Origin of the sequence: Streptomyces sp. NBC_00669, assembly GCF_036226785.1 — a bacterium.
Taxonomy (GTDB): Bacteria; Actinomycetota; Actinomycetes; order Streptomycetales; family Streptomycetaceae; genus Actinacidiphila.
Window position 1 is genome coordinate 738,784 of record NZ_CP109018.1, and the last position, 23,039, is coordinate 761,822.

Annotated in this window: 17 protein-coding genes and 1 pseudogene; 13 read left to right on the forward strand and 5 right to left on the reverse strand. The window is 72.7% G+C overall.

The features are described from left to right. Positions 1–258: 258 nt before the first annotated feature. Positions 259–2,601: pseudogene (locus OG896_RS03000) on the reverse strand (GH92 family glycosyl hydrolase); the annotation flags it as partial. 320 nt (positions 2,602–2,921) lie between these two features. Here OG896_RS03000 and OG896_RS03005 point away from each other — a divergent pair. Then, positions 2,922–5,570 carry an alpha-L-rhamnosidase-related protein gene (locus OG896_RS03005; RefSeq protein WP_329362117.1) on the forward strand — a complete coding sequence of 883 codons (2,649 nt, stop codon included), beginning with the start codon at positions 2,922–2,924 and terminating at the stop codon, positions 5,568–5,570. Positions 5,571–5,635: 65 nt separating this feature from the next. On the opposite strand, the gene OG896_RS03010 is transcribed toward OG896_RS03005, so the two are convergent. Both OG896_RS03010 and OG896_RS03015 read right to left on the reverse strand, forming a co-directional pair. Beyond that, positions 5,636–8,941: a GH92 family glycosyl hydrolase gene (locus OG896_RS03010; RefSeq protein ID WP_329373637.1), complete on the reverse strand. Its 3,306-nt coding sequence runs from the start codon at positions 8,939–8,941 to the stop codon at positions 5,636–5,638. A 457-nt stretch (positions 8,942–9,398) separates the two neighbouring features. Further along, complete coding sequence (locus tag OG896_RS03015; protein WP_329362119.1) at positions 9,399–9,833, reverse strand: winged helix-turn-helix transcriptional regulator; 435 nt, start codon at positions 9,831–9,833, stop codon at positions 9,399–9,401. 100 nt (positions 9,834–9,933) lie between these two features. Between OG896_RS03015 and OG896_RS03020 the strand changes: the two genes are divergently transcribed. The 5 genes from OG896_RS03020 (at position 9,934) to OG896_RS03040 (ending at position 13,670) form a co-directional block, all read left to right on the forward strand. Next, positions 9,934–10,803, forward strand: a complete 870-nt coding sequence (locus tag OG896_RS03020; RefSeq protein ID WP_329362122.1) for an alpha/beta fold hydrolase — start codon at positions 9,934–9,936, stop codon at positions 10,801–10,803. Positions 10,804–11,055: 252 nt separating this feature from the next. Further along, the gene (locus tag OG896_RS03025) at positions 11,056–11,523 is read left to right on the forward strand and encodes a hypothetical protein (protein WP_329362124.1); all 468 of its coding nucleotides are present in this window, start codon (positions 11,056–11,058) and stop codon (positions 11,521–11,523) included. Then, a complete protein-coding gene (locus OG896_RS03030) occupies positions 11,520–12,245 on the forward strand; it encodes a hypothetical protein (protein WP_329362126.1) in 726 nt (241 codons plus the stop codon). Before OG896_RS03025 ends, OG896_RS03030 begins: the two co-directional genes overlap by 4 nt. A gap of 329 nt (positions 12,246–12,574) precedes the next feature. Beyond that, a complete protein-coding gene (locus tag OG896_RS03035; RefSeq protein ID WP_329362128.1) occupies positions 12,575–13,009 on the forward strand; it encodes a DUF779 domain-containing protein in 435 nt (144 codons plus the stop codon). 223 nt (positions 13,010–13,232) lie between these two features. Then, complete coding sequence (locus tag OG896_RS03040; protein ID WP_329362130.1) at positions 13,233–13,670, forward strand: VOC family protein; 438 nt, start codon at positions 13,233–13,235, stop codon at positions 13,668–13,670. Between the two features lie 44 nt (positions 13,671–13,714). Here OG896_RS03040 and OG896_RS03045 read toward each other — a convergent pair whose 3' ends face one another. Next, complete coding sequence (locus tag OG896_RS03045; protein WP_329362131.1) at positions 13,715–14,431, reverse strand: helix-turn-helix domain-containing protein; 717 nt, start codon at positions 14,429–14,431, stop codon at positions 13,715–13,717. A 279-nt stretch (positions 14,432–14,710) separates the two neighbouring features. On the opposite strand from OG896_RS03045, the gene OG896_RS03050 reads away from it, so the two are divergent. From OG896_RS03050 to OG896_RS03065, 4 genes are all read left to right on the forward strand, one after another. Continuing rightward, positions 14,711–15,379 carry an alpha/beta fold hydrolase gene (locus OG896_RS03050; RefSeq protein WP_329362133.1) on the forward strand — a complete coding sequence of 223 codons (669 nt, stop codon included), beginning with the start codon at positions 14,711–14,713 and terminating at the stop codon, positions 15,377–15,379. 164 nt (positions 15,380–15,543) lie between these two features. Beyond that, the gene (locus tag OG896_RS03055; RefSeq protein ID WP_329362136.1) at positions 15,544–16,221 is read left to right on the forward strand and encodes a hypothetical protein; all 678 of its coding nucleotides are present in this window, start codon (positions 15,544–15,546) and stop codon (positions 16,219–16,221) included. Positions 16,222–16,266: 45 nt separating this feature from the next. Further along, positions 16,267–17,508 carry an IS4 family transposase gene (locus OG896_RS03060; protein WP_329362138.1) on the forward strand — a complete coding sequence of 414 codons (1,242 nt, stop codon included), beginning with the start codon at positions 16,267–16,269 and terminating at the stop codon, positions 17,506–17,508. Between the two features lie 520 nt (positions 17,509–18,028). Continuing rightward, the gene (locus tag OG896_RS03065; RefSeq protein WP_329362140.1) at positions 18,029–18,523 is read left to right on the forward strand and encodes a DUF1269 domain-containing protein; all 495 of its coding nucleotides are present in this window, start codon (positions 18,029–18,031) and stop codon (positions 18,521–18,523) included. Positions 18,524–18,618: 95 nt separating this feature from the next. On the opposite strand, the gene ligD is transcribed toward OG896_RS03065, so the two are convergent. Next, the gene (gene ligD / locus OG896_RS03070; RefSeq protein WP_329362142.1) at positions 18,619–19,506 is read right to left on the reverse strand and encodes a non-homologous end-joining DNA ligase; all 888 of its coding nucleotides are present in this window, start codon (positions 19,504–19,506) and stop codon (positions 18,619–18,621) included. A gap of 38 nt (positions 19,507–19,544) precedes the next feature. On the opposite strand from ligD, the gene ku reads away from it, so the two are divergent. From ku to OG896_RS03085, 3 genes are all read left to right on the forward strand, one after another. Next, entirely contained in the window at positions 19,545–20,519 is a 975-nt protein-coding gene (gene ku, locus OG896_RS03075; RefSeq protein WP_329362144.1) for a non-homologous end joining protein Ku, read from the forward strand. Positions 20,520–20,629: 110 nt separating this feature from the next. Further along, positions 20,630–22,330: a DHA2 family efflux MFS transporter permease subunit gene (locus OG896_RS03080; protein ID WP_329362146.1), complete on the forward strand. Its 1,701-nt coding sequence runs from the start codon at positions 20,630–20,632 to the stop codon at positions 22,328–22,330. Next, the gene (locus OG896_RS03085) at positions 22,327–22,938 is read left to right on the forward strand and encodes an acyl-CoA-like ligand-binding transcription factor (protein ID WP_328472591.1); all 612 of its coding nucleotides are present in this window, start codon (positions 22,327–22,329) and stop codon (positions 22,936–22,938) included. The genes OG896_RS03080 and OG896_RS03085 overlap by 4 nt, the downstream gene beginning before the upstream one ends. Positions 22,939–23,039: the final 101 nt, after the last annotated feature.

Sequence of the window (23,039 nt, forward strand, 5' to 3'; positions counted from 1 at the left end):
CGTGCCCGCCGGGGCGGAGACGTGCAGCGGCACCACGTGGGTGGCGGGCAGGGACTTGGACTCGACGGTGAAGGAGGTCCGCGCCGGGTCGACGCTCAGCGGTCCGGCGGAGGAGACCGCCACCGAACCGGACACCGTGCCGGGCCCGGAGAGCACCGCGGACACGTCCACCTCGGTGGCCTTGGCCCCGGCGAGGATGCCGGGCGCGGCCGGGCTCGCGGCCGCGGCGGTGTGCCGACGGTTGTCGGGCACGTGGTCGAGGGCGGGCGGCGCGGCCGACTTGGCGGTGCCCCAGGTCGAGGGCGAGGTGCCGAGGGTCAGCGCGAGGTTCTTGCCCGCCTTGATGTCGGCGGTGGTGAAGTAGGTGTCGGTGAGCGCCTTGCCGCCCAGGCGCGCGGACTGGATGTAGCGGTCGCTGTCGCTGCTGCCCGGCGCGGTGACGGTCAGCCGGCCGCTCGGGTAGTACTTCCGGTCCAGGCTGAGGTCGACCCGGCTGAACAGCGGCGTGGACACGCCCCATTCGTCGGTGCCGGGCGCCATCGGGTAGATCCCGATCGCGGACAGCACCTGCCAGGCCGACATCGTGCCGAGGTCGTCGTTGCCGGTGACCCCGTTGGGCGCGTCGGTGAACAGCGTCAGCGCGGCGTGCACCACGTCGGTGGTCTTCCACGGCTGCCCGGTGGACAGGTACGTGTACGGGGCGCTGAGGTCGGGCTCGTTCTGCGGGTTGTACTTGTCCTGGTTGTAGTACGAGTAGGGGCCGTTGACCCACACATTGCGGGCGGTGCCGGCCGGGTCCTTGAGCAACTGGTCGTAGGCGAAGAAGGAGTCCAGCCGATCGTTCCCGGCGGAGGTGCCGCCGATCTGGTCGAGCAGGCCGGGCAGGTCCTGCGGCACCAGCCACATGTACTGCCAGGACGTGCCCTCGTGGAAGCCGACGCTGGAGGCGGGGTCGGTCGGGCCGACGAACGCGCCGTCGGTGTCGCGGGCCTGGAAGAAGCCGGTGGCCGGGTTGAGGATGCTGCGGTAGTTCTGGCCGCGGGTCAGGTACGTGGCGGCGTCGGCCTTGTGGCCCAGGTCGCGCGCCATCCCGCCCAGCGCCGCGTCGGCCAGCGCGTACTCCAGCGTCGCGGACGGCCCGTGCTGGTAGTCGTCGTCACCGGGCTTGGTCTGCGGCCGGGTCGGGTCGTAGGGCACGTAGCCGTTGGCCAGGTACTCCGGGTCGGCCTGGCGGTCGGCGGACGGCGAGGAGGCGGGCGCCGCGTGGTCGACGTGCTGCTTCAGCACCCGGTACGCCTCCTCCTCGTGGCCCTTCAGCAGGCCCTGCCGGTAGGCGTCGACCAGGAACGGGGTCACCGGGTCGCCGGTCATGATGTTGGTCTCGACGGTGCCGTAGCCCCAGCGCGGCAGTTGCCCGCTCTCGTCGGCCACCCGCAGCAGCGACAGCGCCATGTCCCGGGACTCGCGCGGCGCCAGCAGCGACAGCAGTTGCTGCTGGGTGCGGTAGGTGTCCCACAGCGACCAGTTCTGGTAGTACGTGATGCCGTCCGCGGGGTGCACCTTGCCGTCCCAGCCGGTGTACCGGCCGTCCACGTCGTCGCCGACGTTCGGGGCGAGGAAGGACCGGTACAGCGACGAGTAGAAGGTGCGCTGCTGCTCGTCGGTGCCGCCGGTCACCCGTATCTGCGCGAGCCGGTCCTGCCACGCCTGCTTGGCGGCGGCGCGGGTCCGGTCGAAGCTGCCGCGCCCCTCCGCGGCGAGGTTCTTCGCGGCGCCGGCCGGGCCGGTCCACGACAGCGAGGTCACGGCGGTGACGGCGCGGTCCTTGGTGGTGTCGAACCGCACGTAGGCGCCGCCGCGTCCGGTGGAGGTGGACGTGGCGCTGCCCGCGGTGACGGTGCCGCCGTTCCAGGTGCCGTAGGAGGCGAACGGCCGGTCGAAGCGGGTCTCGGTGTAGAGCGTGTACGGCTTGGTGTCCTGGCAGAAGCCGCTGCCGGTGATCGCGGTGAGCACGGTGCGGTCGTCCACGACGGTCACGGTGCTGCTGGTCACCTTGTGCAGCGCCTGGCCGCTGTCGAGCAGGACGTTGGCCTTGTCGGTCGCGGGGAAGGTGTAGCGCTGCCAGCCGGTGCGCGCGGTCGCGGTCAGCTCGGCGGTGATGCCGGTGCCGAGCTTCACCTGGTACGACCCGGGCGACGCGCTCTCGTCGTCGTGGCTGTACGGCGCCGCGTACTGCGCGTCGTCGGTGCTGGTGATGTCGCCGGTGGTGGGCAGCACCGGCAGGTCGCCGCCGAGGCCGCAGCCGACGCCGGACAGGTGCACCGAGCTGAAGCCGAGGATGTGGTCCTGGTTGTAGTCGTAGCCGGTGTTGTGGCCGGTGTCCGGGGAGAGTTGGACCATGCCGAAGGGCACGGCGGCGCCGGGGTAGGTGTTGCCGTCGTCCTGGGTCCCGATGAACGGGTTCACCAGGTGGGTCAGGTCCCCGCCCGCGCTCGCCGTGCCGGCCGAGGCGGTCTGCGCCGGCAGTGCCGCCGCGCAGGCCGCGGCGAGCGCGACCACTGCCGCGGTGGCCGCTCTTCGCAGCCGCGTCCGTCGGGTCATCGTGTACTCCACTTCGTTGACAACGTTGTCAGCTCTCCATGCAGGCCGGGCCTGGTGGAATCCGGGGCGTGGGACATGCCAAGAATGACAGGAATCCTGACGACGAAGGGCCCCGGCGTCAAGCGTTCGGCGCCTGACGGATGATCAGAAGCCGTCCGGCGCCGCCGCGTCCGTATCGATTCAAGCCTCGGCGCACCCCCGGCGGGCCGCGAAGGCTCGCCCGGCGCGACACCTGGACGGAGCTCGGATGTGCTTGTAGCCTCAAGCCGCACTCCACCATTGAAACGTTTCACACCGTCGTCCCGTCTGGAGCCGCCCCCATGCCCAACACCCCTGCGGGAGAAGGTCCCCGCCCGCCCGGACCGCAGCGCCGCACCGTCATGAAGGCCGGGCTCGGCGGCGCCGCGCTGGCCGCCGCCGGGCTCACCTTCGGCTCCGCCGGCACCGCCGCCGCGGACAGCGCCCACCGCGGCGGGGCCGGTGCCCCGGCCCCGCACGACACCGGCGACTGGCAGAAGTACGTCCAGGGCCCGTCCAGCCGGACCGTACGGCCGGTGAGCGTGCTGCGCAGCAGCGGCGCGGTCACCGACCCGCAGGCGCTGCTGGCACCGGGCGGCGGCGTCACCGTGCTGAGCCGCCCGCAGCCGGCGCAGCCGCCGCGCTGGCCGGACGGCACCACGGCGACCGCCTCGTCCTCGCACGCGCCCAACGGCGGCGACGACGGGCAGCCGCGCACCTACGACGCCGGCAACGCGATCGACGGCGACCCCGGCACCTTCTGGAACGACGACACGATCGCGGCCTACCCGGACACCCTGACCGTCACCACGGCCGCGCCGCTGTCCCTGCCGGGCATCACGCTGCTGTCCAACTCCGACGGCGTGCCGGCCGACTTCACCGTCGAGACCTGGGACGGCGCGGCCTGGCGGACCGCCGCCACCGTCACCGGCAACACGTCCGTGCGGCGGGCCGTGCCCTTCGCCGCGACGGTCTCCACCACGCAGGTGCGGATCAACGTCACCGCCGACCAGAGCACGCCCCAGGGCGAGTTCACCCGGATCAACGAGGTGTACCCGGGGCTGCTGGCCGACGACGACATCCCTCGGGTGGTGGTCGACTTCGGCAAGGTCGTGGTGGGCTACCCGCACGTCACCTTCACCTCCGCCTCGGGCAACTCCCCCGGCGTGCGGCTGGCGTTCTCCGAGACCGTCCAGTTCCTCACCGACCGCAGCGACTTCACCCGGGCCGACCAGTCCGGGGTGCCCTCCCAGGGCACCGACCAGTTCGCGGTGCCGGCCGGCGGCGCCGACTGGAAGGACACCAAGGGCTACCAGAGCGGCACCCAGGTCTACGCCGACGGCCTGCACGGCTTCCGCTACCTGCAGATCAGCCTGGACGCGCTCGCCTCCGACGCGCCGGCCGCCCAGCCCTGGGGCGAGGTGTCGATCGACGCGGTATGGCTGGAGTTCACCGCCTACCTCGGCACCCCGGACTCCTACACCGGCTGGTTCCTCAGCGCCGACGACGACCTCAACCGCTACTGGTACGGCGCCGCGTACACCAACGAGCTGGTCACCGACACCTTCCGGTCCGACGACATCGACCCCCGCGGCGCCGACAGCCCCTCCCTGGACGGCAAGCTGGTCCTCCAGGACGGCGCCAAGCGCGACCGGGACCCGTACGTCGGCGATCTGGCGGTGTCCGCCCGCACCCTGTACCTCACCCACGACGACGCGGCCGCGGCCGCCCGCAACGTGCTCGCCGACCTCGCCGACCACCAGCGCTCCGACGGCTGGATACCGCCGGCGTCGATCAACGGCTACACCCTGCCGCTCTTCGACTATCCGCTGTGGTGGGTGACCTGCAGCTGGGACTACGTCCTGCACACCGGCGACCGCGCCTACGCCACCGGCTACTACCCGCACCTGACGAAGGTGCTCGACTCCTGGTACCCGTCGGTGACCGACGGGGACGGCCTGCTCAGCAAGGGGCTCAACGGCACGTCGGGGTACGGCGACTACGCCTTCCTCGGCCGCACCGGCCAGATCACCTACTACAACGCCAACTACGTGCAGGCCCTCACCGACGCCGCCTCGATCGCGACGTACCTGGGCAACTCCGCCGACGCCGGCCGCTGGACGGACCGGGCGACCACCGTCGCCGCCGCCGTCAACGCCCACCTGTGGGACGCGGCCGCCGGCGCCTACCTGGACTCCTCCAGCGGCCCGGCCCGGCACGCCCAGGACGGCAACGCGATCGCGATCACCGCCGGCGTGGCCGACGCCACCCGGGCCGCGTCCGCCCTCGCCCACCTGGACGCCACGACGGTACTGCCGTACGGCAACGCCTTCATGGACAACGACACCATCTTCGACGGCGCCTCGCAGCGGGTCTACGCCTTCACCTCCTACCCGGAGCTGGTCGCCCGCTTCCGCAGCGGCCGGGAGGACTCCGCGCTGGACCAGATCCGCCGCACCTACGGCTGGATGGACACCCACGACCCGGGCATCACCAGCTGGGAGGGGATCGGCCCCGACGGCTCGCTGTACGAAGGCTCGTACACCAGCATGGCGCACGGCTGGTCGACCGGCGTGGTACCGGCGCTCACCAACGAGTTGCTCGGCGTCCGGCCGACCGCGCCGGGCTTCACCACCTGGTCGGTGCGCCCCCGCCCCGGCTCGGTCGCCTGGGCGCGCGGCCAGGTGCCCACCCCGCGCGGCCCGCTCGGGGTGGACTGGCACCATCCCGGCCGGGGCACGTTCGCCCTGACCGTCCGGGTGCCGCGCGGCACCCGGGGCAGCGTCGCCCTGCCCACCGACGGACACCACGTCACGGTGCACGTCGACGGCAAGCTCGCGTGGAACGGAAAGAAGGCCAAGGCGTACGCCGCCCGGGCCCAGGACGGCTGCGTGCTGCTCGACGGGCTGACCGCCGGGACCCGCACGGTGTCCGTCCGCCCGGCCGGCTGAGCGGGCGCGGGCGGCCGCCCCCGGACCCGCGTGCTCGGTCCGGGGACGGCCGCCCGCGCCGTCGGTCACGCCGTCGCCACCGCGAAGACGTGCATGTCGCCTCCCGTGGTGGTGGCCGGCAGCGTCACCGAGGCGAGCTGCTTGCCCGCCTGGAGGGTGATGGCCGCGGTCGCGAAGACATCGGTGCCCACCGGGTCGGTGCTGCTGCCCATGACGTCGCGGTACGTGGTGTGCACCGCCGTGACGTTGCCGAAGGAGGGCTGGTCACCGCCGCCGCCGAGGGTCCAGTCGCTGAAGCCGATGTCGGCCTGCTGGGTGGTGCCGTCGGTGTAGGTGAGGGTGGCCGTGCCGCTGGTGGGGCCGTCGTCGGCGCTGCCCAGCAGGCTGAGCCGGGTGGCGCCCGCCGCGGTCTTGGAGACGTCGAGCACCTGGTCACCGCCGCCGACCTGGATGTTGTCGGGGGCGCCCGGCGTCACCTGCGGCCAGGTGAAGTCGAAGCCGCCCGCCGAGACGGTGCTGCCCGGGGTGACGCCGGCCGCGGCCAGCGCCTTCGCCGAGTAACTCCAGCCGCCGCCGTCGAAGTTGGCGGCCGGGTTGTCGTCATCGGCCGATATGCCGCGGTTGTTGACGTACCAGCTGATGCTGCCCTTGACCCCGACCGTCACCGACAGCCACGCCTTGGGGGCGGGGGTGCTGCCGGAGCCGGCGGCCGAGGAGGTCAGGGTGATCGGGACGGCGTAGACGCCCGACTTGGTGCCCGCGGCGACCGAGACCGACAGCTTCGCGGTGGCGGTGCCGTTGGCGGGCAGGCTGATCCGGCCGCCGGCCGGGCTCAGCGTGATCCCGTCGGGCGCGGCCGCCGACCAGCGCACGTCCTGGCGGCTGTCGCGGATCGTCGAGACGCTCAGCGTGCTGTCCGCCGACGTGCCGGGCTCGGCCTTGACCGCGCCGGGCGCGGTGCTGGCGAAGAACGGCGCCTCACCGTCGCGGTAGGACGGCGGCGCGTCCTTGGCGGCACTGCCCCACTTGGTGTTCGGGGTGCTGCCCAGGGTGTAGTCGAGGGTGCCGCCGTGGGTGACGAAGGAGGCGGGGACCCAGGGCTGGTCGGAGCTCCTGCCGTTGGTGCGCAGGCTCTGGATGTAGACGTTCTTCGCCGAGGTCTGCGGCGCGTTGACCGTGATGGTCCGGCCCAGGCCGGTGTGGATCACCGCGTGCGGGAAGACCGGCGCGGTGAGCACCAGGTCGGCGCGGCTGGGCACCTGCGGGTACAGGCCGAGCGCGGAGAAGACGTACCAGGACGACATGGTGCCCGCGTCGTCGTTGCCGGGGATGCCGCCGGGGGTGTTCGTCCACAGCGTGTCGGTCTCGGCGCGGGTGGTCTCCTGCGTCTTGTAGGGCGCGCCGAAGTAGTCGTACAGGTAGGCCGCGTTGATGTCGGGCTCGTTGGTCGGGTCGTTCTTCGTCGGGTCGTCGGCGGTGAAGTCGAAGCTGCCGTCGGCGTCGTGGAAGAAGGCGTCGAGGCGCTCGATGGCCGCCTTGTTCCCGCCCATCGCCTGGGCGAGGCCGGCGATGTCGGAGTAGACCATCCAGCTGTACTGCGAGCTGGTGCCCTCCACGAAGCCGTCGCCGGTGGCGGGGCTGAAGTTGGTGCCGGCCCAGGAGCCGTCGGAGTTGCGGTTGCGCATCCAACCGCCCTGCGTGGTGGCGTTCGGGTCGAAGACGTTGCTCCAACTGCCGCTGCGCTGCGCGAACTTCTGCGCGTCGGAGCGGTCGCCGAGCTGGCCGGCCAGCTGCGAGATGCCGAAGTCGGCCGCGGCGTCCTCCAACGTCTCGGCGGCGCCGCCCCAGCAGTGGCAGTTGTCGGCGGGCACGTAGCCGAGCGCCTTGTACTGGTCCAGCGCGGGGCGTTGGCCGACACACTCGACGTTGCAGCCGGAGCTGTCGGAGTCGTTCGCGGTCGGCACGGTGGCGGCCTTGACGAGCGAGGCGAGGGCGCCCTTGGCGTCGAAGTCGGTGCCGCCGAAGGCGTAGATCCCGGCGAGCGCCGCGTCGGAGGGGTCGCCGGACATGACGCTGGTCTTGCCGTTCTCCAGCAGCCAGCGGTCCCATTCACCGCCGCGCTGGTTCGCGTAGTTGAACAGCGACTGGGCGTAGTCGCTGCCGACCTTGGGCTGGAGCAGCGTCAGCAGCTGCACCTGGGCACGGTACTGGTCCCAGCCGGAGAAGGTGCCGTACTGCGCGTGCTGGCCGCGGGAGAGCCGGTGGACCTTGCGGTCGCCGCCGAGGTACTGCCCGTTGGCGTCGTTGGTGAGCGTCGGCTCCAGCATCGAGTGGTAGAGCGCGGTGTAGAAGGTGCTGGTCTGGTCGGAACTGCCGCCGGAGACCTGGACCTTGCGCAGTGCGGTGTTCCACGCGGCGACCGCCTGGGCGTGGACCGCGGCGAAGGACTTGCCCGGCGGGTTCTCCGCGCGCAGGTTCGCCTCGGCGTTCGCGGCGCTGACGTACGAGATCGCGACCTTGGCCTGCACGTTCTTGGTGCCCTGGGCGAAGGTGACGTAGGCGCCGGAGCCCTTGCCCGCGGTCGCGTTGCCGCTGGAGTTGTAGCCGGTGCCGCCGGAGGCCGAGGTGGAGCCGGGCTTCAGCGTGTCGTCGGTCCAGGTGCCGACCTTCGCGAACGGCTGGTCGAAGTGCGCGGTGAAGTACAGGGTGTAGAGGTCGTGCCGGTTGTTCGCGCTCTGCGGGCCGCAGAAGTTGCCCGCGCTCACCGAGCCGGTGACGATCCGGGTCGCGGCGTCCACGTGGACGTCGGCCGCGCTGCTGCCGCTCTCGGAGTTGGAGGTGCGCAGCAGCATGCTCGCGGGCTTGTCCGCCGGGAAGCCGAACTCCCCCGTGCCGGTACGGGCGGTGCTGGTCAGCTCGGCGCTCGCGCCGCTGTCCAGGCCGACCTTGTAGTAGCCGGGCGACGCGGTCTCGTTCGCGTGGCTGAAGGTGCTCGCGTAGGTGGCGTCCTTGGTGTCCGCGCTCGGCGAGGAGTCGACGTCGCCGACGTACGGCATGATCGGGATGTCGCCGTTCGCGCCGGAGCAGCCCACGCCGTTGAGGTGGGTCAGGCTGAAGCCGCGGATCTTCGTGGCGTCGTAGCGGTAGCCACCGGGCGCCGGCGTGGAGAACTGGTTCCCCGTCGAGTTCTGCGGGCTCCACGCGAGCATGCCGAACGGCACCACGGAGCCGGGGTAGGTGTTGCCCGCGTTCGACGTTCCGATCAGCGGGTTGACGGCCGAGGCCGGGTCGGCGGGCGCGCCGTGCGAGGGCGCCGCGTCGGCGGTCCCGGCGCCGAGGCCGAGCCCGAGGAGTGCGGTCGCCGCGGCCAGCGCGCAGACGGCTCTGCGCCTGCGGCGGGTTCCGACCGTCCGGTGCGGGGTTGAGTCTGGCACCAATCCTGCCCTTCGTGGAGTACGGGTGATCGGCAGGGGAACGGCCTCTCCCCCCGGCGGGCGGGGCGACGGGACCGAACCCGACAACGTTGTCAGGAAGTGAAAGACGATGTTGCTCCGACCGCGCAGGAGTGTCAAGGAAAGTTCTGCGGCCGGGGCGGACAAACACGGTCAACTGCGTGTAAGCGGGGGGCTGTCGCGGGTGCGGGGGACGCGGGGGGCTGGTGACGGGGCGTCACTCGGGGGCGATCAGGGGGAGGTCGGGGGGCGAGGGGCCGACGGGTGGGCGCGGCCGGTCCGGCGGCCGGCGCGCGAGGCCCGGCGGGTTTCCGAACCGGCCTCGCCGCGCGGGATCGAACGCCCGTGCAGCGGCTTGAACGTGGGCCGCTCCCCCTCAGCCGTCGGACGGGTGGGCGTCGGACGGTTGGGCGTCGGCCCGTGCGTGGGCGCGGTCGATCTCGGCCATGTGCTGCTCGGCCCAGTCCCTGACCGCGGACAGCGGGCCCTCCAGGGAGAGTCCCAACTCCGTGAGGCGGTAGTGGACACGGGGCGGCACCGTGGGTTCGACGCGACGGCTGACGAGACCGTCGCGGGTCAGCCCGCGCAGCGTGACCGACAGCATCTTCTGCGAGACGCCCGCCATACGGCGCTGGAGTTCCGCGAAGCGCACCTCGTCCGGGGACGCCTCCGCCAGCACCTTGACGGCCATCGACGTCCACTTGGTCCCGATCCGGTCGAGCAGGCGCCGGGTCGGGCACAGCGGGTCGAAGAGGTCGCCGCGGCCCTGGGGCGGACCGGACGGGGAGGAGAGGACGGAAGGGGCGGTCACCTGGAGCTCACCACCTGTGGCACGAGTGCGGTCTTGGCCGGTCCAGCGTAGTTACCTACGGTGGTGTTGTCACCATTGGTAACCGCCTGGGAGGTCGCCCATGTCCCCCGTCCCCCGCACCACCGCCCGCAGCGGCCCGCCCGAGGTGGTGCTGCGCCGCGTCGAGGCGGGCGGCGTCGAACTCCACGTGGCGACCGCGGGACAGGGCCCCACCGTCCTCCTCCTGCACGGGTTCCCGCACACCTGGCAGCTGTGGACCGACGTCATCGGCGAACTCGCCCACGACCACCGGGTGATCGCCCCCGACCTGCGCGGGCTGGGCGCGAGCGGGCCCGCGACCGGCGGTTACGACGCCGGCACCCTCGCCGCCGACGCCGAAGCCCTCCTCGCCGCCCTCGGCGAGACCTCCGCGGCCGTGGTCGGCATCGACGCGGGCACCCCGCCCGCCTTCCTGCTGGCCATGCGCCGCCCCGACCTCGTCAGCCGGCTGGTGGTCATGGAGTCGCTGCTGGGGACGCTGCCGGGTGCCGAGGACTTCCTGGCCGGCGGGGCACCGTGGTGGTTCGGCTTCCACGCCGTGCCCGGCCTCGCGGAAGACGTGCTCACCGGCCACGAAGCCCGCTACATCGACTGGTTCCTCGACGCCGGCACCCTCGGGGAGGGGCTCCGCCCCGACCTCCGCGACGCCTTCGTCAGCGCCTACACCGGCACCGACGCGCTGCGCCGCGCCTTCTCGTACTACCGCGCGATGCCCGCCGGCGCCCGGCAGATCCAACGGGCCGCCGCCACCGGCAGGCTGACGGTGCCCACGATGGCGATCGGCGCGCACCCTGTCGGGGCCGCGCTCGAACGGCAGTTGCGGCCGATCACCGACGATCTCGTGGGCCACGTCCTTGAGGACTGCGGCCACATCATCCCGCTGCACCGCCCGGAGGCGCTGCTCGGCCTGATCAAGCCGTTCCTGGGGTGAGCCCGGCCCGGAGCGGCGACCACCCGTCACAGCGGGACCGTCTCGCCCCTGCCGGCACAGGGGTACGTAGGGCGTGGCCATCACCCGAAAGGGCGACGCCGCTACGCAGCGTCGCGTGACCGCATCGGCTACGGCGCGATCCGGGCTGCGTTCCGTTCGGTGACGGGTGGGGTCGCGCTCGAACGGGACGCGACCGGACGGAACCACGCGTCGCGGTGTTTCACGCCCTCGGGTGCGGGTCACCCGGGGACCATGATGCGAACGCTACTGCGCGGCGGCCTCGCCGGAGCCGCCGGGACGACCGTGCTCAACGCCGTCACGTACGGCGACATGGCCCTGCGCGGCAGACCCGCGAGCACCGTTCCGGAGGCGACCGTGGAGGCGCTGGCGGACCGGGCCGGGGTCACCATCGACGGCACCGGCCAGACCCGCGACAACCGGGTGAGCGCGTTGGCGGCGCTGTCCGGGATCGCCACCGGCGTGGGGGTGGGCACGGCCGTCGCCGTACTGCGGAAGGCGGGGGTGCGGCTGCCGCTCTGGGCGGGCGGCGTCCTCACCGGGGCGCTCGCCATGGCGGTCACCGACCTGTCCATGGCCGAGTTGAAGGTGAGCGACCCGCGCACGTGGTCGGGCGCGGACTGGGTCTCCGACGCGATACCGCACCTGCTGTACGGCCTCGCGACGTACGGTGTCGTGACGGCCGGGGAGCGGCGCGCGTGAGAGCGCCCGCCGGCGTACGGGCCGGCCTTGTGCGCGCCGGGCTGGTCGGGGCCGCGTCCGGGGCGCGCAGCCAGATCGGGACGGCTGCCGTCGCGGTGAGCGGGCGGGCCGAGACCGCCCCGGAACCGCTGGACCTGCTGGCCGGGCGGCCGGCCGTGATCGGCACGGTGACCGCTGCCGTCGGTGAGCTGATCGCCGACAAGCTGCCGGCGACCCCGAGCCGGCTGACCGCCGCCGGGCTGGTGCCCCGCGTCGTGCTCGGCGGCCTGGCGGCCGCGGTGCTCGCCGCGGACGCCGTGCGGGTGCTCGCGCCGCCACCCGGCCGGCGGCGCGCGGCGGACGACGGGAAGGGTTCGGCGCGGCCGGCGGGTTCGGCGAACTCGGCGTCGGGGTCGGCGGGTTCGGCAAGTTCGGCGGGTTCGGTGCGGCCGGCGGGTTCGGGGTCGGGGTCAGCGGGTTCGGCGGACTCGGCGTCGGGTTCGGCGGAGAGGCCCGCGCCCTCCTCACCCGGGCCGGTCCTGCTCGCCACCGCCGGCGCGGTCGGCGGGGCCGCGGCGGTCGCCGCCGCTTTCGCGGGCGCCCGCTGGCGCCGCCGGTGGTCCCTGCGCGGACACGACGACTGGCCCGCCGCGGTCCTGGAGGACCTGGCCGCCCTGGCCCTCGCGGGCGCCGCGTGCACCCGGCCGACTCCCCCGCCCCGTACCGGTGACGCCGCGTGGTGATGGGGCGGGCCGCCTGAGCGGGGCGCACCCGGTGCCCCGGTGGGCCCCGTCCCTGCCCGCACGTCACCCTCGGGCCGCGGCGACCACTGACGTACGGACCCGGGGCCCTGCGCGGCCGAACTCCCTTGCCGACACCGGCCACCGCCGGCCGACACCGGCCACGACCGGCCCGCGCCGCGCAACGCGGGCCCCGACGAGCGGGTTCGGCCGGGGAGTTCGGCAGTAGCATCGAGGGAACGGGACGGACCGCCGTGGGAGCGGCGATCGGGGTGCGGACCAGGGACCGCGCGTCCGCCGGCCGGCCGCCCCGCCTGGAACGGAGGGCCGCGATGACTCCCCCGGCCTCCCCCGCGGACCCGGCCGAGCCGGTTCGCCGGGTCGAGTTGACCCCCGCCGCCGAGGAACTGCTCGGCCGGCTCGCCGATCGGCACGGCCCGCTGATGTTCCACCAGTCCGGCGGCTGCTGCGACGGAAGCTCCCCGATGTGCTACCTGCGCGGCGAGTTCCGGGTGGGCGGCGCGGACGTGCTGCTCGGCAGGGTGGCGGGCGACACGCCGTTCTGGATGAGCGCGAGCCAGTTCGCCTACTGGCGCCACACCCACCTCACCGTCGACGTGGTCAAGGGCCGTGGCAGCGGCTTCTCGCTGGAGGCCCCCGAGGGCGTGCGCTTCCTGCTGCGCTCACGCCTGCTCACCGACGACGAACTCGCCCGGCTGGCCGCCGAACCCTCCCCGCTCACCGGCGCGGACGCCACCGCGTCGTAGTCCGCCCGCCCCGCCCGCCTCACCTCACCTCAGCGGCACCGCGTGCAACGTCAGCGGATTGTCGCGGCCGGGAGTCACCGCCTCCTCGTCGCCTTCCCCCATCCGCAACCAGGTCCGTACCGGGTCCGTACCGGTCCGTGCCGAGTTCGCACCTGAATCGGCACCCCGAGCTCGCGATCCTGGCCGGAAGGCGCTTGTCAGAGCCCCGCGGTACGGTCCCAGCATGGCTGCCGACATCGACCTGACCCTCGACTGCGCCGACGCGCAACTCCTCGCCGCCTTCTGGAAGACGGCCCTCGGATACGTCGACGAGCCGCCGCCGGCTCCGTTCAGGACGCGCGCGGAGTGGTTCGCGCAGTTCGACCTGCCGGCGGACGACTCCGTGGACGACGCCGCGTGGCTCTGCGATCCCGACGGCGCCGGGCCCCGCCTGAGCATCCTCAAGGTCCCCGAGCCCAAGACGGCGAAGAACCGGCTGCACCTCGACATCCGCGTGCCCGGGCACGGCGGTCCCGACGAGCGATGGGCGCGGATCACGGCGGAGTCCGCGCGCCTGGTCCGCGCGGGCGGGACCGTCCTCCGGGAGTTCGCGGGCCATCACGTGGTGATGGCCGACCCGGAGGGCAACGAGTTCTGCGTCGCGGCGGCGGCCGGGAGTTAGGCGGCACTCGCACGAAGGGGGAGGTGCCCGGGTGGGCGTGCGGGTCACTCCGAGGACGTGACCGCCGTCGGGGGTCGAGGTGTGGGGTCGGTGCTCTGGCGCCCGGTCCGGTAGCGGCCCGGGGTCGTGCCGATGATGTGGGTGAACGCCTCGATGAAGCTGCTGGGGTTGGCCCATCCGCAGGCGTAGGCGGTCCGGGTGGTGTCCTGGCCCTCGGCGAGGAGCACGAGCGCGTGGTGGACGCGCAGTTGGGTGCGCCACTCGTAGAAGGTCATACCGAGTTCGTTGCGGAAGAGCCGGCTGAGGGTGCGGGTGCTGGCGCCGATCGCCTTCCCTAGTTCGGCCAGCGTGGCGTTGTCCGCGGGCGTCTCGTGCAGTATCCGGGCGATGGCTCGCAGCCGGTCGTCCCGCGGTTCGGGCAGGTGCAGCGGCTGTTCGGGGGCTTCGCGGAGTTCCTCGACGAGGACGCGGAGCAGGCGCGAGCGTGCGGAGCGGCTGTAGCCGGTCGCGTCGTCGTAGTTGCGGGGGCCGGTCAGGGCGAGCAGGACCTCGCGGGCGAGGCCGGAGGCCAGGAACACGGCGGGATGGTCCGGGACGAGCCGGGCGAGCGACGGGGTGAGGAAGACGATCCGCATGTCGGTGTGGCCGTGCGCGCGGTGGTCGTGCGTGAACCCGGCGGGGGTCCAGGCGACCCGGTTGGCGGGAACGATCGACGTGCCGCGCTCGGTGCGCACCGCCAGGACCCCGCCGGCCGCGTACACCAGGTGTCCTCGTGCGTGTGACTGCCACGCGCTCGTTCCGCCGGAGGGCCACAGGTGCCGCCCGCCGGAGGGCCACACATGTGACGTCACACCGGCGATCGGGCGAGGTTGGCGGCGAGCGGGCATCGGTTGGCATCCTAGCGGTGGCAAGCCATCTCCTGATCCCGTGACACTTCCTGCATGCGGAGTGGTCCTCAGGCGCGCAGCGCGCCTGGCCGCGCCGCATGCCATCGAGGCAGCGTGCCTCGATGTCGCGAGTTGGGAGAGAAGGAGACTCACATGGCGACATTCGTCCTCGTACCCGGTGCTTGGAAGGGTTCCTGGTCGTTCGAGGCGGTGGTGCCGTTGCTGGAGCGTGCCGGTCACAGCGTTCACGCGCTGACCCTGACCGGCCTGCGGCCGGACGACGACGACGCGGCGGTCGCGACCGCCGGTCTCGACACGCACGCCGGCGACGTCCTGCGGCACCTCGATCGCCACCACCTCACCGGCGTGACGCTGGTCGGCCACAGCTACGCCGGGATGGTGATCGCCGCCGCCGCCGACCGCGCCGGCGGCCGGATCGAGCGACTGGTGCACCTCGACGCCTACGTACCGCGCGACGGCGAGTCGTGCTGGTCGTCGACGAACGACCACTTCCGGGAGGTGTTCGCGGCCGGCGCCGCGGCCACCGGCTACTCCGTCCGACCGCCGGACGGCGGCGACCCCCGCCGCCGTCCCCATCCCCTCGCCTCGTTCCTGCAGACGATCCGGCTCACGGGCGCGCTCGCCCGGGTCCCCCGCCGGGAGTTCGTCTACTGCTCGGGATGGGAGGACCGGACGCCGTTCGCCGGGCTCCGCGCCCGGCTCCGAGCCGATCCCGAGTGGCGGGTCCACGAACTCCCCACCGGACACGACGCGATGCACGAAGCCCCGGAGGCGGTCGCCGCGCTGCTGCTCGGCGAATGAGGCACGGACGGCGGCAGGCCCGGCGGCGAGAGCGCGAAGCCGGACGACCGCCGTCCGGCCGACCGGTTGGCCGACGGTCGACCCGGGCGCGTCGCACCGCGGACCGACCACCTTGCCGCGCAAACGGTTTGGCACCGTGCCGTCCTCCGCATACGGTGCCGGACGTGGACCCCTCACCCGCGGTACCGACGACAGGCACACCGACTCCCCACTCCCCCGGGCCGGTCGGCCCCGACGACGTGGCACTGGCCGTGAAGCTGTCGGTGCGCGCGCTCTCGTCCGTGCCGGAGGACGGCTGGGACCGTCCGGCCGGCGACTTGACCTGGTCGTGCTGGGAGACCACCGAGCACCTGGCCGACGACCTGTTCGCGTACGCGCTCCAGATCGGCCCGGCGGTGCCGCCGGTGACCACGCATGTGCCCGTCTCCTGGCGGCAGATGCGGCCGGACGGGCCGTCGAGCACCATCTTCGTGGCGCGCGAGGAGGGCCGGGACGGGCTGCTCCAGGCGCTGGAGGCGTGCGGCGCCCTGCTGGTGGCGATGGTGCGCACCAGCTCGCCGCGGCTCCGCGCCCACCACGTCTTCGGCGTCTCCGACCCCGAGGGGTTCGGGGCGATGGGCGTGGTGGAGACCCTGGTGCACACCCATGACGTCACCTCCGGGTCCGGGCTGCCGTGGCAGCCGCCGGACCACCTCTGCCGGCGGGTGCTGCACCGGCTCTTCCCCGACGCCCCGACGGACGCCGCCCCGTGGCCGGCCCTGCTGTGGTCGACCGGCCGGGCCGAACTGCCGGGCCGGCCACGACTGGAGAAGTGGCGCTGGCACGGGGAGCCGCGCGGCTAGGCCCAATACTGGTGACTTTGGTGGTGTCTGGTCGTTGGTCGGTGTGTGCCAAGGCCTGGACAGGTGAAGTCGTCGGGGGTTGAGCGGTTCTCGGATCGGATCGCGTTGGGGGTGCTCACGCGGGCTTTCCCGCCCGAGTTGATCGACGAGGTCGTCGCCGAGTGTGGTCGGGTCGAGCAGCGGAACCGGCTGTTGCCGGCTCGGGTGGTGATGTATTTCGTCCTGGCGATGTGCCTGTTCTTCGGGCAGGGCTACGAGGAGGTGGCCCGGTTGTTGGTGCAGGGGCTGGAGCGTGAGGGCCGTTGGGTGAAGGCCTGGCGGGTGCCGACCACCGGGGCGATCGGCCGTGCGCGTCTGCGGCTGGGGCCGGAGCCGTTGCGGGTCTTGTTCGACCGGGTCTGCCGACCGGTGGCGGTCCCGCGGACCCCGGGTGCCTGGTATGGCCGGTGGCGGCTGGTCGCGGTGGACGGCACCGTCTTCGACGTGCCGGACACGGCCGCGAACGCGGAGTTCTTCGGGCGTCCGGGCAGCAGCCGCGGGCAGGGCAGGAGCGCGTATCCACAGGTGAGAGTAGCGGCCTTGGCCGAGTGCGGCACCCATGCCGTGTTCGCGGCCGAGGCCGGCCCGTTGTCGGTGCATGAGACCGCCCTGGCCCGGCGGATCTTCCCTGCTTTGACCGGGGACATGCTCGTACTGGCCGACCGGGGTTTTTGCGGCTTGGACCTGTGGCGGGCGGCCAAGGCCGGAGGCGCTGACCTGCTGTGGCGGGTGCGGAGCGTCATCGTGCTGCCGGTCCTGGCCGCGTTGGAGGACGGCTCTTATCTCTCGCAGATCGTCGCCACCCGAGACAAACACCGCCGAGCCGACCCCGAACAGGTTCGAGTGATCGAGTACACGCTCGGTCCGGGCGGGGCTGACGGGGACGTCTACCGGCTGATCACCACCATCCTCGACCCCGCCGACGCCCCGGCGGGCGAACTCGCCGCCCTCTACGCCCAGCGCTGGGAGATCGAGAACACACTCGATGAGATCAAGAACCATCAGGGCAGCCCCGGGATCGTATTGCGCTCCCAGCACCCCCGCGGGGTCGAACAGGAGATCTTCGCGTTCCTGCTGGTCCACCACGCCCTACGGGACCTCATGCATCAAGCCGCCATACACGCCGGACACGACCCCGACCGGATCTCCTTCACCCGCACCCTGCGCATCGTCCGCCGCCACGTCACCGGGCAGGCGGCACTTTCCCCCCTCCCGCCTGACCCACACACTCAGACAGAGTCTGCGTGAAATCACCGAACGGCCCCTACCCGCACGGCGGCCACGCTCCAACCCCCGCGTCATCAAACGCAAGATGTCGAACTGGGCACTGAAACGAGCCGAGCACAACCACCCGCCCCGCCCCAACACCCCCACCGTCCAACTGGTCGGCCCGACCAAAGCCAACCCAACCCGCCGGAAAATAACCTAAATCACCGGTATTGCGCCTAGGCCGTGTTTTGGAAGTAGCGCCGTCCGCCCAAAGGGCGGGGCCCGTGGCGTCTGGTGCTCCCCCACAGCCTGCGGCGTGGGAGGTGCCCCCAGATCGCAAGGCGGAGGGTTGTCCTCGTAGTGGGCCTACTCGGACAAGCCCGACAACGAAGCGAGCGTGCGTATCAGGCGCCACGGGATGGGGGCACCTCCCCCGCCGAAGGCAGGGGGGAGGGACTTCCAAAACACGGCCCAGGCCCCGCCGTCCGGCACCGCGTGGCCGTGCCGACATTTCGGACATAGGGTTCCTCACGTCGCCCACGCCACCGAGGAGGCCCCGATGTCCGAACTCATCGTGATCGCTTACGACGATCACAGCACCGCCGAGAACGCCTACGAACGGGTGCAGAAGCTCCAGCAGGACTACGTGGTGAACCTCAACGGGCTCGCCGTCGTCTCGGTCGACGCGGAGGGCAAGACCCACGTCGACACCCCCAGCAAGATCGTCGGGGTCTCGGCGGCGTCGGGCGCGCTGTGGGGAATGGTCTTCGGCATCCTCTTCCTGGTGCCCGGGCTCGGCCTGCTGGCCGGCGCGGCGATGGGCGGACTGCTCGGCAAGCTGGGCAAGTCCGGGATCGACGACCAGTTCCGCGACCAGGTGCAGGAGATGCTCAAGCCGGGCACGTCGGCGGTGGTGGTGATGGCCGCCAAGATCACCGAGGACAAGTTCGCCGATGCCATGCGCCCCTACGGTGGCACCCTGCTGAAGACCTCGCTCAGCGACGAGGACGAGAAGGAGCTCGCGGAGCACCTGGCGGGCGCGCAGCAGCAGTAGGCGGCACGACGGGCGGCCAGCACGGCAGCAGTAGGCGCTACGACGGGCGGCCCGCGCGGCAGCGTGACGGCGGCCCGTCCGCCACGCCCGTACGCTCACCCCGGCAGCGCGCTCGCGCCGCCCGGTTCGAGCAGCGCGGCGAGCGGATCGCCGACCTCGGCCAGCCGGGCGGGCATCTCTCCGATGGTGAAGTCGAGTTGGCCCGGTTCCTCGGCGGCGGCGACCTCGTCCCAGGTCAGCGGCGCGGAGACGGTGGGCCGGGCGCGGGCGCGCACCGTGTAGGGGACGGCGGTGGTCTTACTCGCCGAGTTCTGCGACCAGTCGATGAAGACCCGGCCGGCGCGGTCCGCCTTGGCCATCCGCGACACCACGCGGTCCGGGTGCGCGGCCTCCAGCTCGCGGGCGATCGTCCTGGCGTACGCGCGCGCCTGGTCGGGGGTGGCGCCGCGCAGCGCGGCCAGCAGGTGCAGCCCCTTGGAGCCGCTGGTCTTCGCCCAGGCCGCGATCCCGTCGGCGCCGAGCCGCTCGCGCAGGTCGAGCGCGACCCGGCAGCAGTCGACGACCGTACGGTCCGGGCCCGGGTCCAGGTCGAGCACCAGCCGGTCGGCGGTGTCGGGGTCGGCGGCGCGCCACTGCGGGGTGTGGATCTCCACGCAGGCGAGGTTGCCGGCCCAGACGAGGGTGGCGAGGTCGTTCACCTCGACCTGGTCCATCAGCTCGCCGTTGCTGCGCACCCGCTCGGTGGTCTTCACCCACTCGGGCGTACCGGCGGGCGGGCGTTTCTGGAAGAAGCGCTGGCCGTCCACGCCGTCGGGGGTGCGGACGAAGCTGGCCAGCCGGCCGCTGGTGTGCGGCAGCAGGACGCCGGCGACGGTGGCGTAGTACTCCAGCAGCTCCGCCTTGGTGGTGCCGGTCTCCGGCCAGAGCACGCGGTCGAGGTGGCTGAGCTTGACCCGGCGGCCCTCGACCTCGGTGATCGGCATATCATAAAGGTCCCATAGCCTGACAAAAAGGACACGCTATGCGCAGCGTCTGGTCGGGGAACCTCGCCTTCGGCCTGGTTTCGATACCGGTGAAGCTCGGCTCCGCCGTCTCCAGCCACAAGATCAGCTTCCGGCAGATCCACCTGGCCGACCAGGGCCGGGTCCGCTACCAGAAGACCTGCGAGCTGGACGAGGAGGTACTGACCGCCTCGGACATCGGCCGCGCCTACGAGACCCCGGACGACCAGCTCGTCCAGGTCACCGACTCCGACCTCCAGGCACTGCCGCTGCCCACCGCGAAGACCATCGAGGTCAGCGGCTTCGTGGACATGACGTCGGTGGACTCGATGCAGCTCGACACCCCGTACTTCCTCGCCCCGGCCTCGGCGGGCGCGAACAAGCCGTACGTCCTGATGCGCGAGGCGCTGGAGCGGTCGGGGAAGGCCGCGGTCGGCAAGTTCGCGATGCGCAACTCCGAGCACCTGGCGCTGATCCGGCCGCGCGACGACGTGCTGCTGCTCCAGACCCTGCGCTGGCCCGACGAGTTGAACAACCCCGCCGAGGCGGCGCCGAAGGGCAGCGTCAAGATCAGCGACTCCGAGCTGAAGCTCGCCGACACCCTCATCGAGGCGCTGGGCGAGGCCGACCTCACCGCGTACCACGACGAGTACGCGCAGGCGGTGGAGGCGCTGGTGACCGCGAAGCTGGAGGGCGCGGAGCCGCCGACGGTGAGCGAGGAGGCCGGCGGCGGGAACGTCGTGGACCTGATGGCGGCGCTGCGGGCGTCCGTGGAGCAGGCGCAACCGTCGGGCGGGCGGTCCGGTGGGCGCGCCGGCGGCGCGAAGAAGACCGCGACGGGCAAGCGGGCCGGTGCGAAGAAGACCGCGGCCAAGGCGGGCTCGGCCAAGTCGAGCACCGCCAAGGCCGGCGGGACCCGGGGCGGAACCAAGTCCGGCGCCGCGAAGAAGACCGCGGCACGCAAGACGGCCTCGTCCGGACGAAAGGCGAGCTGAGCGGCGCGCCGCCACCATCCTCGACATAGTGAAAGTCAACTTTCATTTGATGTGACACAGCTTTTTGAGAGTGTACTGTCTTTATACGGTCCACTCCCAGGAGGCTGCTCATGCCGATGCCCGCGGACACCGCACCGCCCTCCCCGTCAGCCGACCCCGCTCGGCGCGCCCAGCGCGTTTCGACACCCCTGTCCAAGCCCCCGTCCCCGCCGCCGCATCCGCTCGCGGACTCGCCACGCCGCTGGCTGGCCCTCGCCGCACTGACGCTGAGCGTGCTGATCATCGGACTCGACGGCACCGTCATCAACGTCGCGCTGCCCACGCTCTCCGGTGAACTGGGCGCCAGCAGCGCCCAGTTGCAGTGGATCGGCGGCGGCTACCTGCTGGCGCTCTCGGTGGTGATGCTGCCGGTCGGGCTGCTCGGCGACCGGTACGGGCACAAGCGCCTGCTGGTCGGCGGTATCACGCTCTTCGGCCTCGCCTCGCTCGCCGGCACCAGGGCCGGGTCGCCGGACGAGCTGATCGCGGTGCGTACCGTGCTCGGCGCCGGCGCCGCGATGATCATGCCGCTGTCGATGGCGATCCTGCCGCGGATCTTCTCCCGGCGGGAGCTGCCCAAGGCGATCGCCACCTGGACCGCGGCCACCGCGCTCGGCATGCCGGTCGGCCCGCTGGTCGGCGGCTGGTTGCTCAACCACTTCTGGTGGGGCTCGGTGTTCGTCTTCAACGTGCCGGTCGCCGTGATCGCGCTGCTCGCCGCGGTCTGGCTGCTGCCCGGCGACCACGACCGCGCCCCGGCGGCGCCCGGCCCCTTCGACGTCACCGGCACCGTGCTGAGCGTGGCCGGCATCACCGCCCTGGTCTACGGCACGATCCTGGTGCCGGACGACGGCTGGGGCAGCCCGAAGGTGCTCGCCGGGATCGTCGGCGGCGCCGCGGTGCTGGCCGTCTTCCTGATACGGCAGCGGCGCACCGCGCACCCCCTGGTCGACCTCGGCCTCTTCGCCGACCGGGCGTTCCGCTGGGGCACCCTGCTCGCGGTGTTCGTGAACTTCGCGGTGATGGGCATCCTGTTCGTGGTGCCGCAGTACCTCCAATCCGTGCTCGGGCACGACGCGTTCGGCACCGGCCTGCGCATCCTGCCGCTGATCGCCGGGCTGATGGTCGCCGCGACCCTCAGCGAGCCGATCGCGAAGAGGTTCGGGCCGCGCCTGGTGATCCCGGCCGGGCTGCTGCTGCTCGCCGCGGGGGCCCTGCTCGGCGCGACCACCGCGGCGGGCGACGGTTACGGCTTCGCCGCCGTGTGGCTGACGCTGATCGGCTTCGGCTTCGGCAGTGCGATGGTGCCCGCGACCGGCCTGGTGATGGGCTCGCTGCCCGCGGAGCGCTCGGGTCAGGGCACCAGCCTGCTGGAGACCGTCCAGCAGGTCGGCGGGGTGCTCGGGGTGGCCGCGCTCGGCAGCGTGCTCAGCGCCGGCTACCTCGGCCGGCTCGCCGTCCACCGGCTGGACGCCTCGTCCGCCCATGCCGCGCGGGACTCGGTCACCGGCGCCGACGCGGTCGCCGCCCGGCTGCACGACCCCGGCCTGCTCGCCTCCGCGCACGCCGCCTTCGTCCACGGCATGGACCTGGTGATGCTGACCTGCGGCGTGTGCGCGGCGCTGGCGGGCGTACTCGGGCTGCTGCTGCTCCCCTCGTCCGCGCCGGCGCCCGGTTCACCGGCCGCGCCCGTGCGGGAGGACCGGTCCTCGGCCGACACGGCGGACGGGGTGGCCTCCGGCAGCGCGGGACCCGGAGAATCGGTGGCATGAGCACTGAGGAGACTCCGGCCGTGGCGGCACCGAGCCTGCGGGAGCGCAAGAAGCAGCGCACCCGGGAGGCGATCAGGCGGGAGGCGTACCGGCTCTTCGCCGAGCAGGGTTACGAGGCCACCACCGTGGACCAGATCGCCGAGGCGGCCGAGGTCTCCCCGAGCACGTTCTTCCGCTACTACCCGACCAAGGAGGACGTGGTCCTCGTCGACGACTACGACTCCGTGCTCGCGAACGCGCTGCTGGCCCGCCCGGCCGGCGAGCCGATCATGGAGTCGCTGCTGGCCGCGCTCGCGGACTCCTTCGGCCCGGTCATCAAGTCGGACCTGGACGAACTGCTGCTGCGCACCCGGCTCGGCTTCAACGACCCGGCGATCAGGGCCCGTTCGTGGGACGAGTTGCAGCGCAGCCAGGACCGCCTGGCCGAGGTGATCATGGCCCGCACCGGCCGCGGCCCCGACGACCTCGACGTGCACGCCGCGGCCGCCGCGATCATGGCGGTGTCCACGGCGGTCGTCCGCTACTGGGTCGAACGCGACGGTGTCCCCGACCTCCCCGCCCTCTACGAGGCCCCCTTCCGCATGCTCGCCCAGGGCCTGCGGCTGTAGGCGGGCCGGGGCGGCGTCCGGCCGCGAAGGGCGTTTCGGGGACCGCGAGGCGCCCAGCCTTGGCCCCCCGAACCGGCACCCACGGGATAACCGTGTGCGAT

Excerpts from the sequence above, each read along its gene's own strand:
- OG896_RS03005 (WP_329362117.1), top strand. The coding sequence starts at position 2,922 with ATGCCCAACACCCCTGCGGGAGAAGGTCCCCGCCCGCCCGGACCGCAG.
- OG896_RS03020 (WP_329362122.1), top strand. The coding sequence starts at position 9,934 with ATGTCCCCCGTCCCCCGCACCACCGCCCGCAGCGGCCCGCCCGAGGTG.
- OG896_RS03025 (WP_329362124.1), top strand. The coding sequence starts at position 11,056 with ATGATGCGAACGCTACTGCGCGGCGGCCTCGCCGGAGCCGCCGGGACG.
- OG896_RS03035 (WP_329362128.1), top strand. The coding sequence starts at position 12,575 with ATGACTCCCCCGGCCTCCCCCGCGGACCCGGCCGAGCCGGTTCGCCGG.
- OG896_RS03040 (WP_329362130.1), top strand. The coding sequence starts at position 13,233 with ATGGCTGCCGACATCGACCTGACCCTCGACTGCGCCGACGCGCAACTC.
- OG896_RS03050 (WP_329362133.1), top strand. The coding sequence starts at position 14,711 with ATGGCGACATTCGTCCTCGTACCCGGTGCTTGGAAGGGTTCCTGGTCG.
- OG896_RS03065 (WP_329362140.1), top strand. The coding sequence starts at position 18,029 with ATGTCCGAACTCATCGTGATCGCTTACGACGATCACAGCACCGCCGAG.
- ligD (WP_329362142.1), bottom strand. The coding sequence starts at position 19,506 with ATGCCGATCACCGAGGTCGAGGGCCGCCGGGTCAAGCTCAGCCACCTC.
- ku (WP_329362144.1), top strand. The coding sequence starts at position 19,545 with ATGCGCAGCGTCTGGTCGGGGAACCTCGCCTTCGGCCTGGTTTCGATA.
- OG896_RS03080 (WP_329362146.1), top strand. The coding sequence starts at position 20,630 with ATGCCGATGCCCGCGGACACCGCACCGCCCTCCCCGTCAGCCGACCCC.
- OG896_RS03085 (WP_328472591.1), top strand. The coding sequence starts at position 22,327 with ATGAGCACTGAGGAGACTCCGGCCGTGGCGGCACCGAGCCTGCGGGAG.